The 21,830-nt window shown below is 40.4% G+C and carries 21 protein-coding genes; 14 read left to right on the forward strand and 7 right to left on the reverse strand.

Annotated elements, in window-relative coordinates; genetic code table 11:
• The first annotated feature begins 158 nt into the window (after positions 1 to 158).
• The gene (locus D0T08_RS04820; RefSeq protein ID WP_116981436.1) at positions 159 to 932 is read left to right on the forward strand and encodes a DUF2490 domain-containing protein; all 774 of its coding nucleotides are present in this window, start codon (positions 159 to 161) and stop codon (positions 930 to 932) included.
• A gap of 64 nt (positions 933 to 996) precedes the next feature.
• Here the strand turns inward: D0T08_RS04820 and D0T08_RS04825 are convergent, their stop codons facing one another.
• Together D0T08_RS04825 and D0T08_RS04830 are read right to left on the reverse strand one after the other, a co-directional pair.
• Positions 997 to 1,221 carry a hypothetical protein gene (locus D0T08_RS04825; RefSeq protein WP_147322707.1) on the reverse strand — a complete coding sequence of 75 codons (225 nt, stop codon included), beginning with the start codon at positions 1,219 to 1,221 and terminating at the stop codon, positions 997 to 999.
• 146 nt (positions 1,222 to 1,367) lie between these two features.
• Positions 1,368 to 1,781, reverse strand: coding sequence for a hypothetical protein (locus tag D0T08_RS04830; protein ID WP_147322708.1), 414 nt, complete (start codon positions 1,779 to 1,781; stop codon positions 1,368 to 1,370).
• 326 nt (positions 1,782 to 2,107) lie between these two features.
• On the opposite strand from D0T08_RS04830, the gene D0T08_RS04835 reads away from it, so the two are divergent.
• The 3 genes from D0T08_RS04835 to D0T08_RS04845 all read left to right on the forward strand — a co-directional run bounded on the left by D0T08_RS04835 (position 2,108) and on the right by D0T08_RS04845 (position 3,804).
• The gene (locus tag D0T08_RS04835; RefSeq protein WP_116981439.1) at positions 2,108 to 2,458 is read left to right on the forward strand and encodes a helix-turn-helix transcriptional regulator; all 351 of its coding nucleotides are present in this window, start codon (positions 2,108 to 2,110) and stop codon (positions 2,456 to 2,458) included.
• A gap of 73 nt (positions 2,459 to 2,531) precedes the next feature.
• Positions 2,532 to 3,386 (forward strand): arsenite methyltransferase, encoded by an 855-nt coding sequence (locus tag D0T08_RS04840; RefSeq protein WP_116981440.1) that lies wholly within the window; start codon positions 2,532 to 2,534, stop codon positions 3,384 to 3,386.
• A 4-nt stretch (positions 3,387 to 3,390) separates the two neighbouring features.
• Entirely contained in the window at positions 3,391 to 3,804 is a 414-nt protein-coding gene (locus tag D0T08_RS04845) for an arsenate reductase ArsC (protein ID WP_116981441.1), read from the forward strand.
• A gap of 67 nt (positions 3,805 to 3,871) precedes the next feature.
• On the opposite strand, the gene D0T08_RS04850 is transcribed toward D0T08_RS04845, so the two are convergent.
• The gene (locus tag D0T08_RS04850; protein WP_116981442.1) at positions 3,872 to 4,318 is read right to left on the reverse strand and encodes a response regulator; all 447 of its coding nucleotides are present in this window, start codon (positions 4,316 to 4,318) and stop codon (positions 3,872 to 3,874) included.
• 456 nt (positions 4,319 to 4,774) lie between these two features.
• On the opposite strand from D0T08_RS04850, the gene D0T08_RS04855 reads away from it, so the two are divergent.
• Positions 4,775 to 4,936 (forward strand): lmo0937 family membrane protein, encoded by a 162-nt coding sequence (locus D0T08_RS04855; RefSeq protein ID WP_116981443.1) that lies wholly within the window; start codon positions 4,775 to 4,777, stop codon positions 4,934 to 4,936.
• Between the two features lie 453 nt (positions 4,937 to 5,389).
• On the opposite strand, the gene D0T08_RS04860 is transcribed toward D0T08_RS04855, so the two are convergent.
• Together D0T08_RS04860 and D0T08_RS04865 are read right to left on the reverse strand one after the other, a co-directional pair.
• Complete coding sequence (locus D0T08_RS04860; protein ID WP_116981444.1) at positions 5,390 to 6,622, reverse strand: sugar MFS transporter; 1,233 nt, start codon at positions 6,620 to 6,622, stop codon at positions 5,390 to 5,392.
• A gap of 112 nt (positions 6,623 to 6,734) precedes the next feature.
• Positions 6,735 to 7,451, reverse strand: a complete 717-nt coding sequence (locus tag D0T08_RS04865; protein WP_116981445.1) for a DUF3667 domain-containing protein — start codon at positions 7,449 to 7,451, stop codon at positions 6,735 to 6,737.
• Positions 7,452 to 8,014: 563 nt separating this feature from the next.
• On the opposite strand from D0T08_RS04865, the gene D0T08_RS04870 reads away from it, so the two are divergent.
• The 4 genes from D0T08_RS04870 (at position 8,015) to D0T08_RS04885 (ending at position 12,410) form a co-directional block, all read left to right on the forward strand.
• Positions 8,015 to 9,163 carry a Gfo/Idh/MocA family protein gene (locus D0T08_RS04870; protein WP_199538112.1) on the forward strand — a complete coding sequence of 383 codons (1,149 nt, stop codon included), beginning with the start codon at positions 8,015 to 8,017 and terminating at the stop codon, positions 9,161 to 9,163.
• 262 nt (positions 9,164 to 9,425) lie between these two features.
• On the forward strand, positions 9,426 to 10,478 hold the full coding sequence (locus D0T08_RS04875; protein ID WP_116981446.1) for a sugar phosphate isomerase/epimerase: 1,053 nt from the start codon (positions 9,426 to 9,428) through the stop codon (positions 10,476 to 10,478).
• 352 nt (positions 10,479 to 10,830) lie between these two features.
• Positions 10,831 to 11,535, forward strand: a complete 705-nt coding sequence (locus D0T08_RS04880) for a DUF1080 domain-containing protein (protein ID WP_116981447.1) — start codon at positions 10,831 to 10,833, stop codon at positions 11,533 to 11,535.
• Positions 11,536 to 11,660: 125 nt separating this feature from the next.
• Positions 11,661 to 12,410, forward strand: a complete 750-nt coding sequence (locus D0T08_RS04885) for a hypothetical protein (RefSeq protein WP_147322709.1) — start codon at positions 11,661 to 11,663, stop codon at positions 12,408 to 12,410.
• 208 nt (positions 12,411 to 12,618) lie between these two features.
• Here the strand turns inward: D0T08_RS04885 and D0T08_RS04890 are convergent, their stop codons facing one another.
• A complete protein-coding gene (locus D0T08_RS04890) occupies positions 12,619 to 12,981 on the reverse strand; it encodes a DUF4180 domain-containing protein (RefSeq protein ID WP_116981449.1) in 363 nt (120 codons plus the stop codon).
• A gap of 376 nt (positions 12,982 to 13,357) precedes the next feature.
• Here D0T08_RS04890 and D0T08_RS04895 point away from each other — a divergent pair, with 376 nt between their 5' ends.
• The 5 genes from D0T08_RS04895 to D0T08_RS28120 all read left to right on the forward strand — a co-directional run bounded on the left by D0T08_RS04895 (position 13,358) and on the right by D0T08_RS28120 (position 20,564).
• Positions 13,358 to 13,999 carry a M23 family metallopeptidase gene (locus D0T08_RS04895; RefSeq protein ID WP_116981450.1) on the forward strand — a complete coding sequence of 214 codons (642 nt, stop codon included), beginning with the start codon at positions 13,358 to 13,360 and terminating at the stop codon, positions 13,997 to 13,999.
• A gap of 186 nt (positions 14,000 to 14,185) precedes the next feature.
• Complete coding sequence (locus D0T08_RS04900; RefSeq protein ID WP_116981451.1) at positions 14,186 to 15,196, forward strand: LacI family DNA-binding transcriptional regulator; 1,011 nt, start codon at positions 14,186 to 14,188, stop codon at positions 15,194 to 15,196.
• Between the two features lie 31 nt (positions 15,197 to 15,227).
• Positions 15,228 to 15,896: a hypothetical protein gene (locus D0T08_RS04905; RefSeq protein ID WP_116981452.1), complete on the forward strand. Its 669-nt coding sequence runs from the start codon at positions 15,228 to 15,230 to the stop codon at positions 15,894 to 15,896.
• A gap of 392 nt (positions 15,897 to 16,288) precedes the next feature.
• Positions 16,289 to 17,386: a 3-coathanger stack domain-containing protein gene (locus D0T08_RS04910; RefSeq protein WP_116981453.1), complete on the forward strand. Its 1,098-nt coding sequence runs from the start codon at positions 16,289 to 16,291 to the stop codon at positions 17,384 to 17,386.
• Between the two features lie 31 nt (positions 17,387 to 17,417).
• On the forward strand, positions 17,418 to 20,564 hold the full coding sequence (locus tag D0T08_RS28120) for a hypothetical protein (protein ID WP_304465951.1): 3,147 nt from the start codon (positions 17,418 to 17,420) through the stop codon (positions 20,562 to 20,564).
• A 67-nt stretch (positions 20,565 to 20,631) separates the two neighbouring features.
• On the opposite strand, the gene D0T08_RS04935 is transcribed toward D0T08_RS28120, so the two are convergent.
• On the reverse strand, positions 20,632 to 21,510 hold the full coding sequence (locus D0T08_RS04935) for a Nif3-like dinuclear metal center hexameric protein (protein WP_116981456.1): 879 nt from the start codon (positions 21,508 to 21,510) through the stop codon (positions 20,632 to 20,634).
• Positions 21,511 to 21,830: the final 320 nt, after the last annotated feature.

The raw sequence follows: 21,830 nt of genomic DNA on the forward strand, positions 1-21,830 counted from the left end.
AGAAAGCCTCCAACTATTTCAAATAGAATATTAACAAATCTTCTTGTAGTTTATCATCTCTATAGGATTTATAGAATTTTTATTTTACTATATCGATTAAAAGTAGTTATATTGTATTTTCACTACAGAATACCTACTACTTATCTTATAAATACTTTATGAAAAAGGTTGTTGTTTTCTTCTTGACTGTTTCTAGTCTATTAGAATTACACGCACAAACGAATTATCATCACAATGTTATCTGGGGGCGATTGGTACTGGCAGATACCATCAATAAAAACCTGCGGGTAGAAATGCTGCTGCAACACCGCCGACAAAATCTTGAAGAAAATGATTTGAATGTATTTGCAGCAAACCAGTTTAATAGTTACTGGCCGTGGTTGCATTATACCCTTACCCCCACTACTAAAATATCTTTCTCTCCAATCGGCTATTTTGAAAGTTGGATATTGATTGCCCAACCCTCTAATGTGCATAAAGAACCGATAAAAGAATGGCGGGTTTCAGCTAGGATAGAACAGGAAACTAGGGTAAAATACTTTAATCTATTCAATCGCTACGGTCTCGAATACCGCCAGAGAGATTTATTAAATAATGGCATTTTTCAGCCAAACTTCCGGGCTAGATATATGGTGCGATTGGAAAAACCAATTTATTTCAATCGTTTAAAAAGACCTGTTACGGCTGTGCTGAATGATGAAATCTTTATCCAGTTTGGCAAGGCTGTGCGGGGGAACCCTAATATATTTGATCAGAATCGGGTCTATGCCGGGTTAAACTATACTTTTTCGCCCTATATAAAAGGTAGTCTGGGCTATGTATGGGGTATTCAGGAACGGAACTCAGGTAAAGAAATTGATTATTATAATTTTCTTTGGGCGATTGTTACGGTGGATAATGTGAGTAGCATATTCAAAAAGCGCAGAACATGATTCTAATATCTATTATTATTAGAATAGCCCATCAAATCTGACGGGCTATTTTAACTAATCTATTTTACTTGCTACCACTTGGTGTACTGGAGCAACTTGTTTTCTTACATTCAGGTGTAACCGGACAATCTTTTTTAGCACAATCCGGGTCAGTTGAGCAACAGGCTTTCACGCTCTCTTTTTTAGCCAAAGCCTTTTTGGAAGTTTTTTTGGTTCCACCATTGTCTGCATAAACTGCCACACTTATCATAATCATTGAGCAAATGATACTAAAAAATATTTTTTTCATTTCTGTATTTATTTTGAATGTTTGAATTGATTTAAAATGACTGTTTTTCTTTTCAGATTAGCCATAGGTTCTCCATGTCTGAAGTATACTGCCTCAGACTTTTTTTGAATAGCGGTAATCTTAAAGAAATAAATTAACAGGGAATTTTAAACAAACTCAGGCGGATGCCATAAATCAGAAATGTAGTTACTTGAAATATTTTCATTTATCAGCCTTGCTTTTTCAGCTTTCTCAACGAAATAAGAAAATGAAAAAACGGGTCTGTCCATCGGTATAATGCAACAATAAGAACAAATGGTAAAGGGGCCACAATCTTTTTTAGTGCAACCTTTTTCTGAATCATCTTTGCCTGATGCAGGAGCTTTTTTGGAACTGCAGGATTTTTTCTCAGATACCAGTTCTTTTTTCGCATGGCAAGACTTTTCGTTAATATCTTGTTTTTCAGAAATCAACTTTTTCTTTGCATTACAAGAAACCGCTTTTAAGCAAAAACCTTCTCTATCACAACCCTTTTCTTTAGCAAAAAAAGTACTGTGCAACAATACGGGTTGCATTGTCATGATTAGAGTAAACACTCCGAATATGAAGGCCAATATTCTCAGGTGAAAACTTATTAAATGTGATTATACAAATAATGGAGCAAATTTAATACCATTTATTTAACGACTTGTATTAGTGTATATTTTTTCAAATAAGATTTTATATTTGATTAAATCTAAATAAAAAACCCAAAATAAGTATAACTCACTATCATGGTAAACAAAGAAGTTGAGGATAACAACTATTAAAATTTAACCTCTCAATAAAATTTAAAGAAATAAAATTTCAAATACTTGTATCAGTCAAAAACTATGTCGTATATTTACGTCATAATTAAAAATAATTAATGACATACGCCAAAACAGAGCTTTTTCAGGCAGACCAACAAGAGCTAGCTAAAATTGCCAAGGTGCTTTCGCATCCGGCACGCATAGCTATTATCCAGTTGCTGGCTCGCAAACAGGTCTGTATTTCAGGTGATATTTCTAATGAATTGCCCTTGAGCCGCACAACGGTATCGCAGCATTTAAGTGAGTTGAAAGAATCGGGCATTATCCAGGGCGAAGTAAGTGGCCTGAATGTGTGTTATTGCCTCGATTTAGAAGTATTGGAGCAAATCAAAACCCTGTTTGGTAATTTCTTTGAAAATACCATGAAAGAGCAGTCAGGTTCAGATCAGTCTGGCTCTTGTTGTTAAAATTTTTTACCCTATTATGTCGTATGTTTACGTTATACGAAATCAATTTTATAAACCATAAACAATTATAGTTATGACAGCAACTGAACAAGAGTTAAAAGAAATTGTTAAGCAAAAGTACGGCGAAATAGCCTTACAGGAGGTAGCAACCAATAAAGCCTCCTGCTGTGGTGCAGGTGGTTGCTCGACCGAAGTATACAATATCATGGCCGATGATTACAATGAACTGGATGGCTACGCTACCGATGCCGATTTAGGTCTTGGCTGCGGCCTACCCACTAAATTTGCTAAAATCAAAACAGGCGATACCGTAGTGGATCTAGGCTCGGGTGCGGGTAATGACTGTTTTGTTGCCAGAGCTGAAACGGGCGAAACCGGCAAAGTGTATGGCATCGATTTCACAGCAAACATGATTGAAAAGGCTAAGGCGAATGCTGAAAAACTGGGTTTTGCGAACGTAGAATTCCGATTGGGAGATATTGAAGATATACCGCTTAAAGATAATTTAGCTGATGTAGTGGTGAGCAACTGTGTATTGAATCTTGTACCAAACAAGAAAGCAGTCTTTGCCGAAATACGAAGAATACTAAAACCAAGCGGACATTTCAGCATATCGGATATTGTATTGGTGGGTGAGTTGCCTGATAAGATTAAAGATGTGGCAGAAATGTATGCCGGTTGTGTAGCCGGGGCTATTCAAAAAACTGAATATCTGAATCTTATTAAAGAAAGTGGTTTTCAGAATATAACTTTGCAGAAAGAAAAGCCTATTCTGATTCCTGATGATATTCTTGGAAATTACTTGAATGCTGAGGAAATTGAGTCGTTCAAAAATCAGGAAGGTGGGATTTTCAGTGTAACGGTCTATGCCGAAAAAGAGGCTCTATCGAAATCTAATTGTTGTCCGCCTGAATCGGGTTGTTGTTAATCATATGAAAAACATTTTAGTTTTATGCACGGGTAATTCGTGCAGAAGCCAGATTGCTGAAGGGTATCTGAAGCATTTTGCAGGTGATAAGGCAAAGGTTTATAGCGCAGGGGTTGAAACACACGGTGTGAACCCCAAAGCCATAGCTACCATGCAGGAAGATGGGATTGATATTTCGGGGCATACGTCGAACAATGTCAATGAATATCTGGACATTGATTTCGATTTTGTAATTACGGTTTGCGACAACGCCAAAGAACGTTGCCCCTATTTCCCGACTGAGGCAAAGAAATTTCATTACAATTTTCCTGACCCTGCCAAATTTCAGGGAGATGTGGAAGAAACGAAAGTGGAGTTCAGGCGCGTGAGAGGACTGATAAAAGAGTATTGCCGGAAGTTTGTGGAGGATAATCTGTAAAATAATAATCGGGGTTCAGCGTGCTGAACTCCGATAAATGAACATGAAAGGACGGCCCCAGCGTTTATTAGTTTTCTGTTACATGAAAAGTCTCATACGTTGGAGGAGGACAATTTTTTAAATCCAATTTTAAGACTTTGATTATGATATTTTTCAGCACGGCTATATCATTAAATTTATTGATGTGTAAATTAGCTCCGGCATTAAATACTCCTTTTAAATATTTATTGTGCGTGTAACCTGAAATAATGACACAAAAAGTCTCTTTTAAAATAGCATTGTCCCTTATTTTTTCCAGATATTCGGTTTCTGCTATATGTTTTAAAGGACAACCAAGAAAAATAATATCAGGAAAGAGAGATTCAAGCGTGCTTAAATTAGTTTGTATATCTTTTTTACATTCTAAAAAACTGATTGCAGCAGGTATTGAAGTACTTTCTATAATTGACGAAAATATGAACTGGTCGTCTTCATCCTCCTCAATTAAGGCAATACTTAATGGGTAATCTTTCATAACAGGTAATTTGCATAATTAAAATATAGTCATTCAAATACAACACTTTATCTGACATACTGTCAAATACACCAATATACGCCACTCACTGACTTTATTCAAATTATGCTTGCATACCGAATAAGGTTCATAAATATACCTGATTATTATTATATATGGTGGCTTTTTCTATCAAATGCAAAAAACTGCCTTTGATATTACGGTCTCTGATAATTAAAAAAAGTAATTTCTATCTTTCCGGCGATGTGACAGGCTTATTTCCTCTATTCTTCAAAATTGAGGAGTAAATACCACACTGTTTACCAGATATATATACGTTCTGATGTTTGAATTGTACAGAATATAGATATTAAAATGATTAAGAAGTAGCTGGCATGGAATTTTTGTATTATTAGACATAAAGGCACAAGAATAAGTGCCAGAAAAATATTGTTTAAACTACTAAATTCAAACACAATGGGAAATTTACTGTATTTAATCGCCGTAATCCTGATCATTGGATGGTTATTAGGATTCTTTGTTTATAGTGCCGGTGGCATTATTCATATACTTTTAGTTATTGCTGTAATAGCGATTCTTTTAAGACTTATTTCGGGGAACAGAACCACGAGGTTATAAAGAAAGTGGTATATAAAAACAGGAAGGGATTCAATACGTATTGAATCCCTTCCTGTTTTTATTGCTTGCAACTATTGAGTGCTAAAGCTATACAAGCAAGCCTGTCGGTTGACAGGCTTGCTTGTTTTGAATAGTATCCTAAAGGCTATTTATTGTTTTTAGCCTGGCATACCATAATAAAAAAAACATGGAATTGTAAGTAGTATCTGCTAGATACGTCTTACAGCAAAAGTTATTCAGAAAATCTCTGGCAGGGATATATCCTGTAATTTTTATTAGAAATTTTATAGAATATTATGAAAAATACAACAATTACAGGTTAGAATTTAATTAGAATTATTTATAGGTACTCATACAAGCGTATAATTAACCGATGACAGTGTGTGTATTAAAAAAAATAGGGGTTCAGAATTCTGAACCCCAACCTATATAACTTATAATATAATCTACTTATTACGCGCCAACAGCTACTTTGTTGCCTCTGTTTTTCATGTAGAAATATAGACCTGTAAATGCTACAATAAGAATAACAGGGAATAACACCATAGTACTGATGGTAGCTTGTCCTGCTGCCAGTTCAAGTGCGTCTCCGGTTAAGCCTTCGGCTGCTTTTTCTTCACGTGCACTGTCGATCCAACGACCGATGATTGGCTGGAAGATTGAGCTTGAGAACATACCTACCCCACCAATGATTGACATACCCAAAGCACCACTAGCCGGGATTTTATCTGCTACAAAGCCTACCATATTTGGCCAGAAATAAGCAATTCCGCAAGCATAAATAATAGCCACTACATATAATATACCGCCTGTCATGGTGCTATACATATATAAACCGATAGCAGTTAATATGGCTGAAATCAATAATACACCAGTCTGGTCGATTTTGTGAATGATTGGTCCGGCAAAGAAACGGGCTACAGCCATAGTACCAGTAGTCAAGGCTAATAATACCATTGGGTTTGCCCCACTTCTACCCAGAATCAAATCAATCCATTGTTGTGGGCCGAACTCTGAAATTGAGGTAAGGGCCATACACAAGAACATGAAAATGAAAAGCGGTGTAGCCATTGCTTTCAGGTTTTCGCTGATAGAAGCAGCTGCCTGTACTTTTGGTCTAGGAAACGCCTGACCCCAGAAAAGAACTACATAGATAATAGTCGGGATCATGATAATCCAGATTTGAGTTTGCCAAGACATGCCTGCGCCAGTCATAAAATAAGAAATCAAGGCACCGATTACAATACCACCCGGGAACCACATGTGGAAACGGTTTAACATCTGGCTCATTTTGTTGCCTTCGTAGGCATCGGCAATCATTGGGTTACAAGCAGCCTCTGTACAACCATTACCCAAACCAATGAAAAGTGTAGAGATTAAAAGAACGGTATAATCACCGCCTGAGAAAATAGTTGATAGAATCCCAATAGCATGCGCTAAAAAGGCAAACTGCATAATTCTTTTACCCCCTACCGAGTTATAGATTAAACCACCCACAATCATAGCGATTGGAAAACCCAAAAACCACATCTGGTTGATAGTTCCTAATTGCTCGGCAGAGAAGCCGTACTCTGTACCTAATTGCTTAAGGATACCTGCACGGATACTGAATGAAAAAGCTGTAGTAATTAAAGCAAAACAACTTCCAAGAAAAAGGCGCGATTGGTTAATCGACTGATTGCTCATAGTGTTTAATTTTTTAGGGTTTAATAAATTTCTAACGTAAAAGTAACTTTTTTAATATTATTTCAAAAGAAAATGATATTTATAATTGTAATTTGTACAATTATCATGCTATTTAGTGCTGATTCTTCAAAAATGCATGATAGATAAAGCCAATGACAACGCTTATCAGGGCTTGTGTAAGTGCAAAGGAGAGTAAAATTTTCAGAAAGGTAAAGTATACATTTTCTTCATAAAACTGCTTAGCCGCCCACGTAACATATAGTATATAAATGAAGAAGTAAGAATATAAAATAACATTGTAGTATTGCCTGAAAAGGGTAATAAAGACAACAAATAACAAAACGTAGAATACAATCCTGAATCCGCCTAAAAACAAGTGAAAAATGATGTTTTCGGCATAGTTGTATTTCTTTTTCCGGAAAAACGGCCAGGTAAAAAGCGCCTGCAATGGTACCGAAGCAACGAAAATCCAGTTCACGTATTTGGTAACCAGATTTGAAATCGGATTAGGGGATTGAGGGTTTCCATCAAATATATGAAAATAGGCTGCCAGGAAAGTGGAAATGGCAACGGTTATCAGGAAAAAATTAAAAGGGTTGTAGTATTTTTTTCTGGCTCCGGCTACATATTCTTTTACTACCATACCGGGTTTGATAGCTAACTCTTTCACTAAATAAAAAATACCCGTATCGGCATGCGTAAAAGCATGAATCACCTCATGAATCAGAAAATGTGTATTTATGCGATGAACGCTCGATTTCTGTCCACAAGTAGGGCAAAATTTATAAGATTCTTGATATTTCTTATCGCAATTAAGGCAGGTTTTCATAAAAAGTGGGAGTAAATCAGATAAATAAAAGGAATGTGTTCATTGTAAAATCAGAGGAAACCTTTTTATTTTACGCAAAGTTAGAATTTTGCCTAGCATTTGCAAATTCATGTGTTTAATGATATTGTAAAGTGGTTTTTGAGGGGTGAGATTGGGATTGGGGGATGAGTAGCGGCGATTTTGAGTTAAGAAAAATATAATTCAGGATAGGTTAAAAGGCAAGTTTGGCAAAATTTAAATATATTATCCCTACGGGATACAAGGCACGTAATTAGTCATTGTTTTTACAGATATACCGTCCCTAAGGGACTTAAATTGCAAAAACGCTGCCGCCATATCCCGTAGGGATGATATATCGGTAGCTAAGGGGCCATAGAATAAAGTTTCAAGTCCCGTAGGGACGATATATTCAAAGTTTTACTCAACAAGATAGGTCTTCTCACAATCAATAGGAGTAAAATAGGCTGTAAGCGCATTAAACCCAATCGTTTTTCATGAATCGATTTATGAAAGGCGGTTTTAATAGATAGATTAGTCATAATTTCAACCCTTTAGTCTACAATATGCAACGAAAAATCCGAATGGGAATGGTCGGTGGCGGACGTGGTGCGTTTATTGGTGCTGTCCACCGAACAGCTGCTGCCATTGATGGCGAAATCGATTTAGTGTGTGGGGCTTTTAGTTCTACAGCCGAGAAATCAAAAGCATCAGGAGAAGATCTCATGATTGCTCCTGACCGCTGCTATGGCGATTTCAAAGAAATGATTCAGAAAGAAAAACGCCGCAAAGACAAAATGGATGCGGTGTCGATTGTTACACCTAACCACATGCACTTTGCCCCTGCTAAACTGGCATTGGAAAACGGCTTTCATGTGATTTGTGATAAACCGGTAACTTTCACGCTTTCTGAAGCCAGAAAACTCAAAGACCTGGTAGAAAAAACCGGATTGACCTTTGCACTTACTCACAACTACACGGGGTATCCGATGGTGAAACAGGCGCGTCATTTAGTAAAAAGCGGAGCTTTGGGTGCCATCCGCAAAGTAGTTGTAGAATATCCTCAGGGATGGCTGGCGTTTCTGGAAGAAAAACGCGGCTACAAACAAGCCGAATGGCGCACAGACCCTAAGCGTTCAGGTATTGCAGGTGCGGTAGGTGATATTGGTACGCACGCCGAAAACCTGGCTGAATACATCACAGGTTTGAAAATTACGGAAATGTGTGCCGATGTAAGCACTTTTGTAGAAGGACGTTTGCTGGACGATGATGCCAACATTCTACTACATTTCGATAACGGTGCCAAAGGTATTCTGCATTGCAGCCAAATTGCCAATGGTGATGAGAATAACCTGAATATCAGAGTTTATGGTGAGTTGGGTAGTGTGCATTGGCAGCAAATGGAGCCCAATACGCTGGCTCATAAAACGCAGGAGTTTCATCATTTGTATCGTCCGTCAGTAGGCAATCTATGTCCGGAAGCCAAGGCTAATATCCGCCTTCCATCTGGCCATCCGGAGGGATATTTAGAGGCATTCGCCAATATCTACCGCAATTTTGCCAGAACTGTTCGTAAACGCATGAACGGCGAAACACCAACAGAAATAGAACTGGATTTCCCGACAATAGAAGATGGGATACGTGGAATGCAGTTTGTGGAGACGGTTATAGCATCTGGAAAAAGCAATTCAAAATGGGTAAAGTTTAAATCTTAGTAGGAATTGAATTTTTGTAGAGACGCAATGCATTGCGTCTTCATTGGTCTATCCAATTCGACGAATTTTATTTGAGAGTAGATTTTTGAAAATAATTGATAATTCTAATTTATGCATAGTCCCTTGAAGACGCAATGCATTGCGTCTCTACAAAAGTGGATTATTTATTTAATTAAAATATTAATCAATCCAATCAGGTAAAAGATATATAGTCGCAGCAAAGTTCAAGACTAATCCCTCAATAAAAACAAAAATACATTCAATGAAAACAATAAAAGGACCAGCGATATTTTTAGCACAATTTCTGGGCGATGAGGCCCCGTTTAATTCATTAGATACTATTGCCGACTATATGGCAGGCTTGGGATACAAAGGTATCCAGTTGCCTACCTGGGATAGCCGTGTAATTGACCTGCAAAAAGCAGCAGAATCTAAAACGTATGCCGACGAACTGAAAGGCAAATTAGCCGACAAAGGTCTGGCGATTACTGAGCTATCCACGCACTTGCAAGGCCAGTTGATTGCTTCTCACCCAGCCTATAATGCCATGTATGATGCTTTTGCACCTGCTTCAGTGCATGGTAACGAAAAGGCACGTCGCAAATGGGCAGAGCAGCAATTGATATGGGCAGCTAAAGCTTCTCAGAACCTGGGTCTTTCTACACACGTAGGTTTCTCAGGTGCTTTGGCGTGGCCATTTTTATATCCGTGGCCGCAACGTCCGGCAGGTTTGATTGAGACGGCATTCAAAGAATTGGCACGCCGTTGGAAACCAATTCTGAATGTATTTGACGAACATGGGGTAGACTATTGCTACGAGTTGCACCCGGGAGAAGATTTGTATGACGGTTCCACTTTCGAGATGTTTGTTGATTACCTGAAAGGTCACAAACGTGCTTGTATCAACTATGACCCAAGTCACTTTGTGTTGCAACAATTAGATTATTTAGCTTTCATTGATTTATATCATGACCGCATCAAGGCATTCCACGTCAAAGATGCTGAGTTTAATCCATCGGGCCGTCAAGGTGTGTATAGTGGTTATGCCGGTTGGGCAGACCGCGCCGGACGTTTCCGTTCGTTGGGTGATGGTCAGGTAGATTTCTCAGGTATTTTCAGCAAATTATCTCAATATGACTACGATAGCTGGGCCGTATTGGAGTGGGAATGTTGCATTAAATCCTCTGAACAAGGGGCGGCAGAGGGTGCGCCTTTCATTGCCAGCCATATCATTCAGGTAGCTACACGTGCATTCGATGATTTTGCAGCAACAGGTGCTGACGAAAAGGTGAACCGTAAGGCTCTGGGGATTTGATTAGATAAGTAACCCACCATCCCTTGTTCACCGAATGAAACGGTCCGCCGTCGCGGTCGTTGTCTAAATTAACAAAGGAACAGTTTTGTATGTAAGCCGGACCGCGCGACGGCCGCTTAAGTCCGGCGATGTATGCAATAAATCCATTGTTTTCTTAGACGGCGAATTCATTCGCTGATACTCATACATGGCTTTGATGTATAAAAATAAAAACCTTTACACAAGCGTATAATTAACCATCCTCATTCGTTATAATTTCCGATTCAAAGAATAATAAATTTCCTGCACTTGGTTTGCATTTGATTTATTAAGAAATTTGAACTCAAATCAACCTCAATCTTACATATTTACAATGAAAAAAATTAAATTAGGTGTTGTAGCCGTGGCCCTTATGGTTACCTGCGCTACCACAGCATTTGTAAACAACAAACCAGGCAAATGGGTAACAATTTTTAATGGTAAAGATTTTACCGGCTGGCATGCCTATAATAAAACCGAGCCTGTTTCAGACAAATGGCAGGTAGAAGATGGCGCTATGGTATTAACCGGCAGAGGTGGCGGAGACCTGGTAACCGATAAAGAATACGAAAACTTTGAATTTGAACTGGACTGGAAAATTTCAGAAAAAGGGAATAGTGGCGTAATGTGGGGCGTAGTTGAAGATAAAAAATTCTGCTGCCCATACTCAACAGGCCCTGAAATGCAGGTATTGGACGACCAGGGACACCCAGATGCTAAAGCAGGTAAAGATGGTAACCACAAAGCGGGTTCGTTATATGACATGATTCCTCCGACAAGTTTTGATATCGTAAAACCTGCAGGCGAGTGGAATACTGCCAAAATGAGAATCGACCATAAGGCGAATAAAGGTACTTTCTGGTTGAATGGCAAACAAACCGTTCAGTTTGATTTGACTGGCCCGGGTTGGGATAATATGGTAGCCAACAGCAAATTTAAAACCTGGGAGGGTTTCGGCAAATACGCGAAAGGTAAAATTGCTTTGCAAGACCATGGCAATAAAGTATGGTTTAAAAATCTTAGAATCAGAGAGATTTAATTCCGATTAGATTCATTCAGCAATAAAGCCTGTTTCCTGACGGAGATAGGCTTTATTGTTTTGGTATAGTTTTTGACAAAAGATTATTAAATATTAACTCTTGCTGTATTTATCAAAATACTCTTATGAAAACCACAATCTACCTATCATTACATATGCGCTATGCATTTTGCATTTTTATGCTATTTACCAGCAATGCTTCTGCGTTGGCTAATTGTGTCTCCGGCGATAATCCTTCAAAAGGGAAATCTATACAAACGACCGGAATTGTTAAAGAAAATACTGATGTATCAGCTAATCAAAATAATAATACTGTAGCTTGTCTGCCCAGAAATTGTGTACCCGTTATCATTACCAAATCAAAATCAGTACTAAAGTCGGCAGAAGTTTTTTCGAACTTTTTAGCTGATAATACGATGAATGTAACGGCTACGGCGAATCCCGACCAGAATATCTTTGAACATGGTCTGAGGTTTGTTGTAACCAGAAAAGGTAGAATGGTAAAAGTAGGTTCCAGATTGCCCAAAGCAGGTATCTATCGTATTTCTGTATGGGATGTTGCGACCAGGACTGTTATTGTTCAGCAATATGTCTATCAAATGATTGATAATGTACAAGGTTGGGCAGATATTCCGGCTTTAGCCTTAGCGGCTAACAAAGAATATTTTATTTCGATAATCTCTGATAACTGGAATGAGGCTTATCCCAAAGCAGGTTCAACCATTACTTATCCGATAATCAAAGGAAATCTGAAAGTGCTGGCATTTGCCACTACCATTCAACCTATGTTAACTTCAGCGGCAAAATATCCGGATATAGAAGATAATACGCATTCGATTCCCGGGTTTATAGATTTTGGGTTTATGCCTGACTGAGGTAATAAATCAATTAAAATCCATTATTATAGAGACGACCGGTTCGCCGCGCGATGCTGGCGTCTCCAGAGGCATATGAGCTTAAGAAAATCGCTATTCTTTTTATCTTCTTAAATAACACTTTTGTAATTGCATAGACCAACGGAGACGCCTACATCGCGCAGCGAATCGGTCGTCTCTACGAAAATGGTTACATTTATATATATTTCTATCTCCTAGCCAACTTCTCTTTGGCCTCTTCAACACTACTCACAAAGTTTACGCTTCTGCCATTATTGCTTTCATAAATAAAATCTCTCAGGCTTTTGCTGGTGTATTTAGAGAAATCGCCGACAATGGCCAGGGGCATATTGTAGTTGGAGAATTTTTGCAGAATTTCTCCGGCTATTTTGGTTTTCAGGTCGAAAAAATCTGGTGTAATATTTTTTTCGTGTAATATCAGTTTTGTGGCACCTGCATAAGCGGCATTGGCCATGATGTCGAGAGCGTCCTGTACTTCTATTATTACAATCTCTTCTGCTATCAGTTCGGCCATAAAAATACCGTTGTGGTTCGTTATTTCAATATTCATTGTGTTGTTTCATGAGTAAATTCAATGCCAAAGATAAGATGCCAAAATGATATTTGGGTTGTCAATATAATTTATCCCAGACCGCACATTTTTGAGCCTTTAGAGTACGTAGTGGTAAAATACAATTTATTACTCAATTATGCATACAATAACACAAACACTAATATACGTAAGGGCATACAATTTTATAAATATTTTAAACATTTTCGAGGAAAAACCTCTACAAAAATGTCTGAATATAAATAATATTTAAATATAGATTAAACTTTTATCTCTTAAAATTGTCCAATTTATTCAGTTACGCAATAATAATTTAATAACTGCGTTTCATAGAAATTGGTTACTTTTGCAAATCTTTTAATAAAAACTGTCAGGAATGAAGAAATCAGTGTTAGGATTTTTAATGTTTTTTGGATGTATCACATCAGGATTTTCCCAGAACATTGCCCTTAACAATTCAACCAAAACAATCAAAGAAGACAACTGGAAAGGTTTAAATTCACTACTCGAAGTAAACGACATTCTGCGCTACATTTACAGCGATCCTTTTAAGGAAAACTACATACAGACGATACCTGCAGGCTACCCATTAGACAAAGACATTCACATCAATTCCTTTTATGGTTCACGCAACCATCCCGTTCACAAAGTGACGAAGTTTCATAGAGGTATTGATTTGAAAGGTGGTACAGGCGAAAAAGTATATGCAACCGGCGAGGGCGAAGTAGTAGAAGCAGGTTACAAAAGCGATATAGGTAATTATGTTAAAATCAAACACCTCTATGGCTTTGAATCAATTTACGGACATTTGAGTAAAATATCTGTCAAGAGAGGACAAAAAGTTTCACACCGCCAGTTGATTGGTAAAGTAGGTGCTACAGGCACAGTAACAGGCCCGCATTTACACTACACCTTAAAGAAAAACAATAAGTTTATCGACCCGTTCGATTTTCTGTTCCTTGATTTCGGTTCAGAGGGCATCAGCTTTCTTTGGAAACAGAAAGGCAGATTGGCGTAATAGCACGCCCTTAACCTCTAAAGGGGAATAAAAAAAGTTGTTCGACAAACAAAGGAGCCCTTTCAAGGGCTTTTTTTATGTCCTTAGCACTCTCTGCTTCATTCTCCTTGTTCCATTCTCCTTTCTCCTCTATTCAAATACCAGGAATTATTTCTATTTTTGAGAAATTAAATCAAACCAACTGCATTGAAAAAGAAGAAGTCCATCTACGATGTGGCCAGTGAGCTGCAAGTTTCTGTTACTACCCTATCTTTTGTACTGAATGGCAAAGGACAAGAAAAAAGAATCAGCAAGGAAGTTATTCAAAAAATTGAAGCTTATGTAAAAGAAGTCGGCTATCAGCCCAATCATTTAGGTCGTAGCTTAAGTACCGGAAAAAGCAAAACAATCGGGATGATTGTGGGCGACATCAATAATCCTTTTTTTTCAGAAGTAGCCAGCGGGATAGAAAAAATTGCAGTAAAGGCCGGATACACCCTCATCGTGGCCAGTTCTAACAACGAACTGAACCAGATGAAATCGGTGATAAAGCTATTGAACGACCGTAATGTAGATGGTTTTATTATCTCGCCCATTGCAGGGATAGAAGAAACTATCGCCGATCTTAAAAAAGAGGGAAAGCCGATGGTGATTTATAATTGTTTTTTTCCTGAATTAGATACTTACAATATTGTTGTAGATAATAAACGTGGGGCTTACGAGGCTACGAAACATCTCTTCGAAAACGGTTTCCGGAATATCGGTTTTATCACCCTCGACCTCTATAGTCAGAATGAGCGTATAGAAGGGTATAGTGATTTTATAGAATCCCAAAATCTCAGCACGAATATACTCAAACTGCCCTATGAGCTGAATTATGAGGGCATTATCCATAAAATCACACAATTTCTTACCACAAACGATACCTTAGACTCGGTATTTTTCAGCACCAATTTTCTTACCTTAGGCGGCTTAAAAGCTATCAGTAAATTAGGCGGTAAGTATGCAAAAATAGGCATTGTAAGTTTCGACGACCATCTTCTATATGATGTATTGAATCCGGGTATTACGGCTATCAAGCAACCAGTGAAAGAAATATCTTCTACAGTTATTAATCAGATGCTGACAATGCTTGATAGTGCTGATAAAACCGTAGAGCCGAAGACCGTAGTATTTCCGGTTGATTTGATTGTGCGGGCTTCTTCTGCGAAGAGGTGACAGAATAAATAATTTACTAACGCTTTATCTTATGGCTATCAAATATCCTTATCTGAAACTGTTTTCTGCAATATTTATATTGCTAAGCCATACTCTGTTCGGACAGCTTTACAGTGGACGAATTCCGGATTTTCAGGATGATTGTTTATTGCGTATTAATCCGGACAGTACAATAGACTTTGTGTATAGTCGTGAGGATATAGGTACTTATGCTGACCACTATGGAAAAATACAAAAATTGAATGATACTTTATTTCATATTTCAGCCACCATGACAATCGGACAGTTTTCGAATAAAACCCGTAGAGATTCCATTTTTGTTTCTCTTGATAGTAATGTCATTAATAAGCTTGGTAAGATAAAGATAGCTTATAGTAACGGAAGTTTTAAAGAGTATAATTTTGAAGAATATAATAATTATAAGAGAAATGTGGTAGGCGATCGTTATATAAAGATAAAAATTAATAAAAACCTATTGAACAGCTCACCTGGGAAGAATTTCATTACTATTGCTATCGAAAGAAAAAATCCTATCACGCAAAAACCATTAGTATTTAAAATTCCATTGGGCTCTGCTCCTGCCTTTTCGGGTGGTGAAAACCTTGAATTTGATGTAGTAATAAAAAATGGCTATTTGTGGACTACAGGAGAACCACCTGCAAATACTGGAGATTTTAAACTGAAAAAAGTGAACAACTGACTTTTAGTATTTTCTGGCCATGACCCCTCCTCCCTATCAATAAAATCTACCTAAAAGGTATATTTGCTTTCTACGCACAAAAAACATTGTACTTTTCCAAGAAATCAATACGCTCGATAAATCCTTTGTTTTTTTATTGACAATACTTTTTCATTTCCCTACTTTTGATAATCTGTAGTTAGGATATTAATTATAGATATCATAAGTTTTGCTTGTCCCTCTTAAAAAGCTGCGATTTTAAACATGCCTTTCGCTTTGTAATCAGATTATTTCTGAGCTGATGCTTCTTTAGTATCAGACGTCACACAAGACTTACGTTTATAAAGGCTCTCTTTAAATATTTTGGCAGATTCATCTATGAACCTAATATGTTCATTTAGCACAATCTTTTCATGAAAACACACTTTACCACTATAGTATTTCTTTTGCTCATACAATCGGCCTATCAATTGAATGCCCAAGTGCAGGTCTCGCCTCAGGTGATTGCTTCGTCAGGTGGATATAGTGCTGCAGGAAATCTACAGATATCCTGGACCTTGGGTGAAACCTTTATAACCGAATTGACGGGCAGTGGATTATCAGCCACACAAGGTTTTCAGCAGAACACCAGTATATGCCTGAGCGTAGTTGATTATCAGTATGTAAAATCAGGCAATCCATATCAGAATTTATTTCCACTAGTAAACGGAATGACCATCAATCAGATACCCGAGCAGGTATCCATACTGGTTACAGGCGTTTGCAGTAATGTACCCATCGGAAGTTTTGAGATGAATCTGCAAGGCCCCGAATTCAACTGGAACATTATTCAGAATATTCACCCAAGTGCACTGTTCGATAATATAGGGGATCATGTGTATGGCCGGAATTTCATTCCGGGGAATTATACCCTCACTGTAACAGGTTATGCCCAGGATAACAAAGGTGGCGGTATGACCTACGGGCCTGTGGCAACCCACTTTACGATTGTGGGCAATATTGCTACAATTTCAATGCCTACGGTCTCTACTCCTACTATCTGCGCAGGTAGTAATGTTGACGTAAGTTTTACGGCTACCGGGACATTTAACCCCGCCAATCAATTTGAAGTACAATTATCAGACCCGGAGGGCATATTCGAAAATCCTACGACCATAGGAGTTACCAACGCTGCCGGAACAGTCAATTGTACCATCCCGCTAAATACGCCGGAGGGAGGAAATTATCTGATACGGGTAGTATCTTCTAATCAGGTATATGCCGGAAATCCGACTATGTCGCAATTAAAAATAAACCCTCAGCATGCTTATCTGGAGAGCCCTGACAATGATTATGTGACAGGCAATACTGAAATCAAACAGGTAGTAAGCACCATCAATGCCGCTAATAAAGTGGGCAATACTGCTAATATCACCTATCAGGCAGGCAAGGCCGTGGTTTTAACGCCCGGTTTTGAAACCCAGGCCGGTGGTGTTTTTAAAGCGCAGATAGAAGCCTGTAGCAATAACTAATTATCCACGAATCACTCTCAATCAATAGTTTATGAAAAAAAATATCCTTTTGCTATTATTCATCATTCCTATTATGCTCTATGCACAGGCACCGCCGGGGATTCCCTATCAGGCCATTGCAAGAAACGGGAGCGGGAATGTGCTGGTCAACCAGAACATCAGTGTGCGGTTCAATATTCTTTCAGGGGGCATCAATGGGACAATTGTTTATGCAGAAACACACACTGTTACCACCAACAACCTGGGTCTGTTTACACTAACGGTAGGAAACGGGACAGCACAGACAGGAACTTTCGGAGGAATCAACTGGAGCAATGGCAGTCAATTTCTACAAGTAGAAATTGACCCCAATGCCGGAAGCAATTATATTAACCTGGGGGCAAGTCAGATGATGAGTGTCCCTTATGCCCTATATGCAGCTACCAGCGGCACCCCAGGCGCCACAGGGCCAACGGGACCACAGGGACCCATAGGCCCGACAGGCAATACCGGAGCCACAGGCGCGGTAGGACCAACCGGAGCGACCGGGCCACAAGGAGTTGCCGGACCTACAGGGGCAAGAGGCGCAACAGGTGCTACGGGTGCCAATGGCGCTACAGGACCACAAGGACCAGCAGGACCCCAAGGTATCGCGGGACCTACAGGAGCCACCGGAGCTACAGGTATAGCAGGTGCTACTGGGCCAGCGGGGGCTAATGGAGCTACCGGGCCACAAGGACCGCAAGGCATCGCAGGACCTACTGGGCTAACTGGGGCAACAGGACCAGCTGGCACTAATGGAGCAACAGGGCCGCAAGGTATTGCAGGACCTACAGGGGCCACCGGACCAACTGGCGCAACAGGACCTCAAGGAATGATCGGCCTTACCGGAGCAAGAGGTGCCACTGGTTCAACAGGTGCTAATGGAGCTACCGGACCAACAGGCCCAGCCGGAGCCAATGGAGCAACAGGGCCGCAAGGGCCAGCAGGTCCTCAAGGTATTGCAGGACCTACAGGGGCCACCGGACCAACTGGGGCAACAGGTCCTCAAGGAATTATCGGACTTACCGGAGCAAGAGGTGCCACTGGTTCAACAGGTGCTAATGGAGCTACCGGACCAACAGGACCGCAAGGTATCGCAGGACCAACGGGTGCCACTGGGCCAGCAGGTACTAATGGAGCTATCGGACCACAGGGGCCAGCAGGACCACAAGGTATCGCAGGACCTACAGGTGCCACCGGACCAACTGGTGCAACAGGACCTCAAGGAATTATCGGACTTACTGGGGCAAGAGGTGCAACAGGTGCTACGGGTGCCAATGGCGCAACAGGACCAACAGGACCAACAGGAACGCAAGGTATCGCAGGACCTACAGGGGCCACCGGACCAACTGGTGCAACAGGACCTCAAGGAATTATCGGACTTACCGGAGCAAGAGGTGCCACTGGCGCAACAGGTTCGGCAGGTGCTAATGGAGCTACCGGACCAACAGGACCAGCAGGACCGCAAGGTATCGCAGGACCTACAGGGGCCACCGGACCAACCGGGGCAACCGGGCCAGCAGGTGCTAATGGAGCTACCGGACCAACAGGACCAGCAGGACCGCAAGGTATCGCAGGACCTACAGGGGCCACCGGGGCAACAGGTCCTCAAGGAATTATCGGACTTACTGGGGCAAGAGGTGCCACTGGTTCAACAGGTGCTAATGGAGCTACCGGACCAACGGGGCCAGCAGGACCACAAGGTATCGCAGGACCAACGGGTGCCACCGGAGTAACTGGTGCAACCGGGCCAGCAGGTACTAATGGTGCTATCGGACCAACGGGGCCAGCAGGACCACAAGGTATCGCAGGACCTACAGGGGCCACTGGTGTAACCGGACCAACCGGGGCAACGGGTGCTCAAGGAGTTGACGGACCAACCGGAGCAAGAGGTGCTACAGGTTCAACAGGTGCTAATGGAGCTACGGGACCAACAGGACCTGCTGGTTTAACTGGTGCTACTGGGCCAACAGGGCCACAAGGGCCTGTCGGACCAACTGGAGCCATTGGTGTAACTGGATATACTGGGGTAACCGGTGCGACTGGAGCCACCGGGCCAACAGGGCCGCAGGGACCACAAGGACTTATAGGGCCGCAAGGGCCTGTCGGACCAACAGGAGCCACTGGTGGCACCGGCGCACAAGGGCCTACAGGGGCGGGTGTTCCGACAGGTGGAACGACAGGACAGGTATTGGCTAAAGTAGATAATACTAATTATAATACGCAATGGGTTACCCCAAGCAGCGGAGGCAGCTCTGATGCCATAAATATTTATGGAGATGGCTCAGCTGGAGCGCTTACTATTTCAAGTAATACGAACTGGACTACCTCGCCACCGGCATCATTCAACTATCAGTTTTCAAGTATAACTGTGAATGCGGGTGTAACATTTACTGTGCCTACGGGAACAAAACTGAGAAGCTCAGGTAGCGTAACTATTAACGGAACCATAAATGTAGCAGGAGCTGAGCCTTCAACTTTTGCGCCGGGTGAAAAGGGGGTAGCAAGAAATGCCTCAGGAACTATCGATGTGTATTCAAGGGCAATAGCGGAAGCGAGTATTCCAAGCTTAATTAATATTCCTCTATACGGAGGCTCGAATGGGGCATACGTAATTACTGGTGGAGATAATTATGGTGGTTCAGGAGGAGGCACATTCGCTATCTATGCCAAAGGGGCTATAACCATAGCCGGGACAATCAATGCGAATGGAGGAAATGGCATTACCAATAATACGGGATCCAACGCCAATGGTTGCGGTGGAGGCGGTGGCGGGATAATAGTTCTGCTATCAAAGACCTCAGTTACTAATTCAGGCGCACTGAATGCCAAAGGTGGAAATGGTTCGAATGGTATAGTGACTTCAGGCGTTAATGACAGACCTGGCGGTGGCGGTGGTGGTGGCGGCATCGTTATATTTGCTGCACCAACTATTACGCAAGGTACTGTAAGTGTATCCGGAGGTGCAGGCGGAGCAAATGATAATAGTGGCGGTAGTGTCAATTCTTCTGCGGCCGGAGCCGGAGGAGGTTGCGGCGGAAATGGTGGAAGCGCAGGTATTGCCGAAACAGGTGCGCCGAGTATTACTGCCCCGGTACCAGGTTCAGCAGGTAAAATAAAACTTATCCAAATCAGCAATCCGGAGAATTTGTACTGATCTTGTGATAATTACAGCATGCCGTCCGATAGTAAACTGTCGGACGGTTTGTTTTTTTATTAATTCCCTAATCCCATTTAAAAGGGTCATTCGAAGGGATATGTGTCACCTTCAAATCTGAGATTTTCTTTGTCAGCCATTCAGCAAAATACACCATACCCGGTTCTTCGCTTACGCTATGGCCTAGTACAATCATGGCGGCTTCATGTCCTAAGCTCTGGCAGTCTCTGATAAACTCTACGGTTTCCCATTCTACGGCCTCTCCTACTATAATGACATCAGGCTTTTGATTGACCAGCGTAGACATTTGTCGTGAGCCTCCCCACGCACCCGGTAACAATGCCACTTTTTTGCAAGGCTTATCATCCTTGCCTATATATCTTAAATGATTAATTTTTAAGCCCTTTTTAAATAGCTTTACTATATTTTTCAAAGAAGATTCGGGGATATTCAATATAGGAGAACCAATCTCATAATACTTCAACCAGTCTACACTCTTTGCCACTCCATAACTCACAAAATCGGGCCGCATGGCATGGGCATAATCATGAAAACGCCAGATAGTCATATTAAGTTGTTGCAGTAATTCTTCTTTCAGTTTTACCTGCGTATTGTTTTCCACCAGTGTCTTGTTATCGCTACCGTTATAATAAGTAGGCTCATGCACAATCAGAAAATTGGCACCTATGCTATGCGCTTTTCTGATTACCTCTACGCTCGGGAACATAGTAGTTACTATTCCACTTACCACCATATCAACGCTGCCGGCTTTAATGGTATCGTTAGTATTCTTGATAGGTTCACCCGCATAATTTTTAAGAATAGTATCGATAATCTGTTGTACGGTCAGCTTTTCAGCGCCAAAAGCATTTGTGGATATAGAATCTAAAAGAGCCAGTCCTATCAGGCTTTGAAAACTTTTCTGTATAAATTCGTTTCTTTTCATAATTTAATAAATTGGCAGGTTTGAATAAGATGATTGTTGGCCTAATTTAAATCTTTTTGATAAAATCAACTACATATAACATTATTAAAATAACAACTAAAGATTGCATCCTTATACAGTCATTTCCTGTTTGAGCACAATTAAAAATCGTGAAAAAATTAAAGTAATTAGAGGCAAAATAACGGATTTTTAATTGTGAACTTGTCTAACATTTTAGTTGACGATTTATTTTTCTTACAAAACAGACAGCTATCCCTATAATATTTAGACAAAGCCAGTTTAAAGCTTTAGCCTCATATCTAATTAGTAATGCTTTAAAA

It is taken from the genome of Emticicia sp. C21 (assembly GCF_003418935.1).
Lineage (GTDB): Bacteria > Bacteroidota > Bacteroidia > Cytophagales > Spirosomataceae > Emticicia.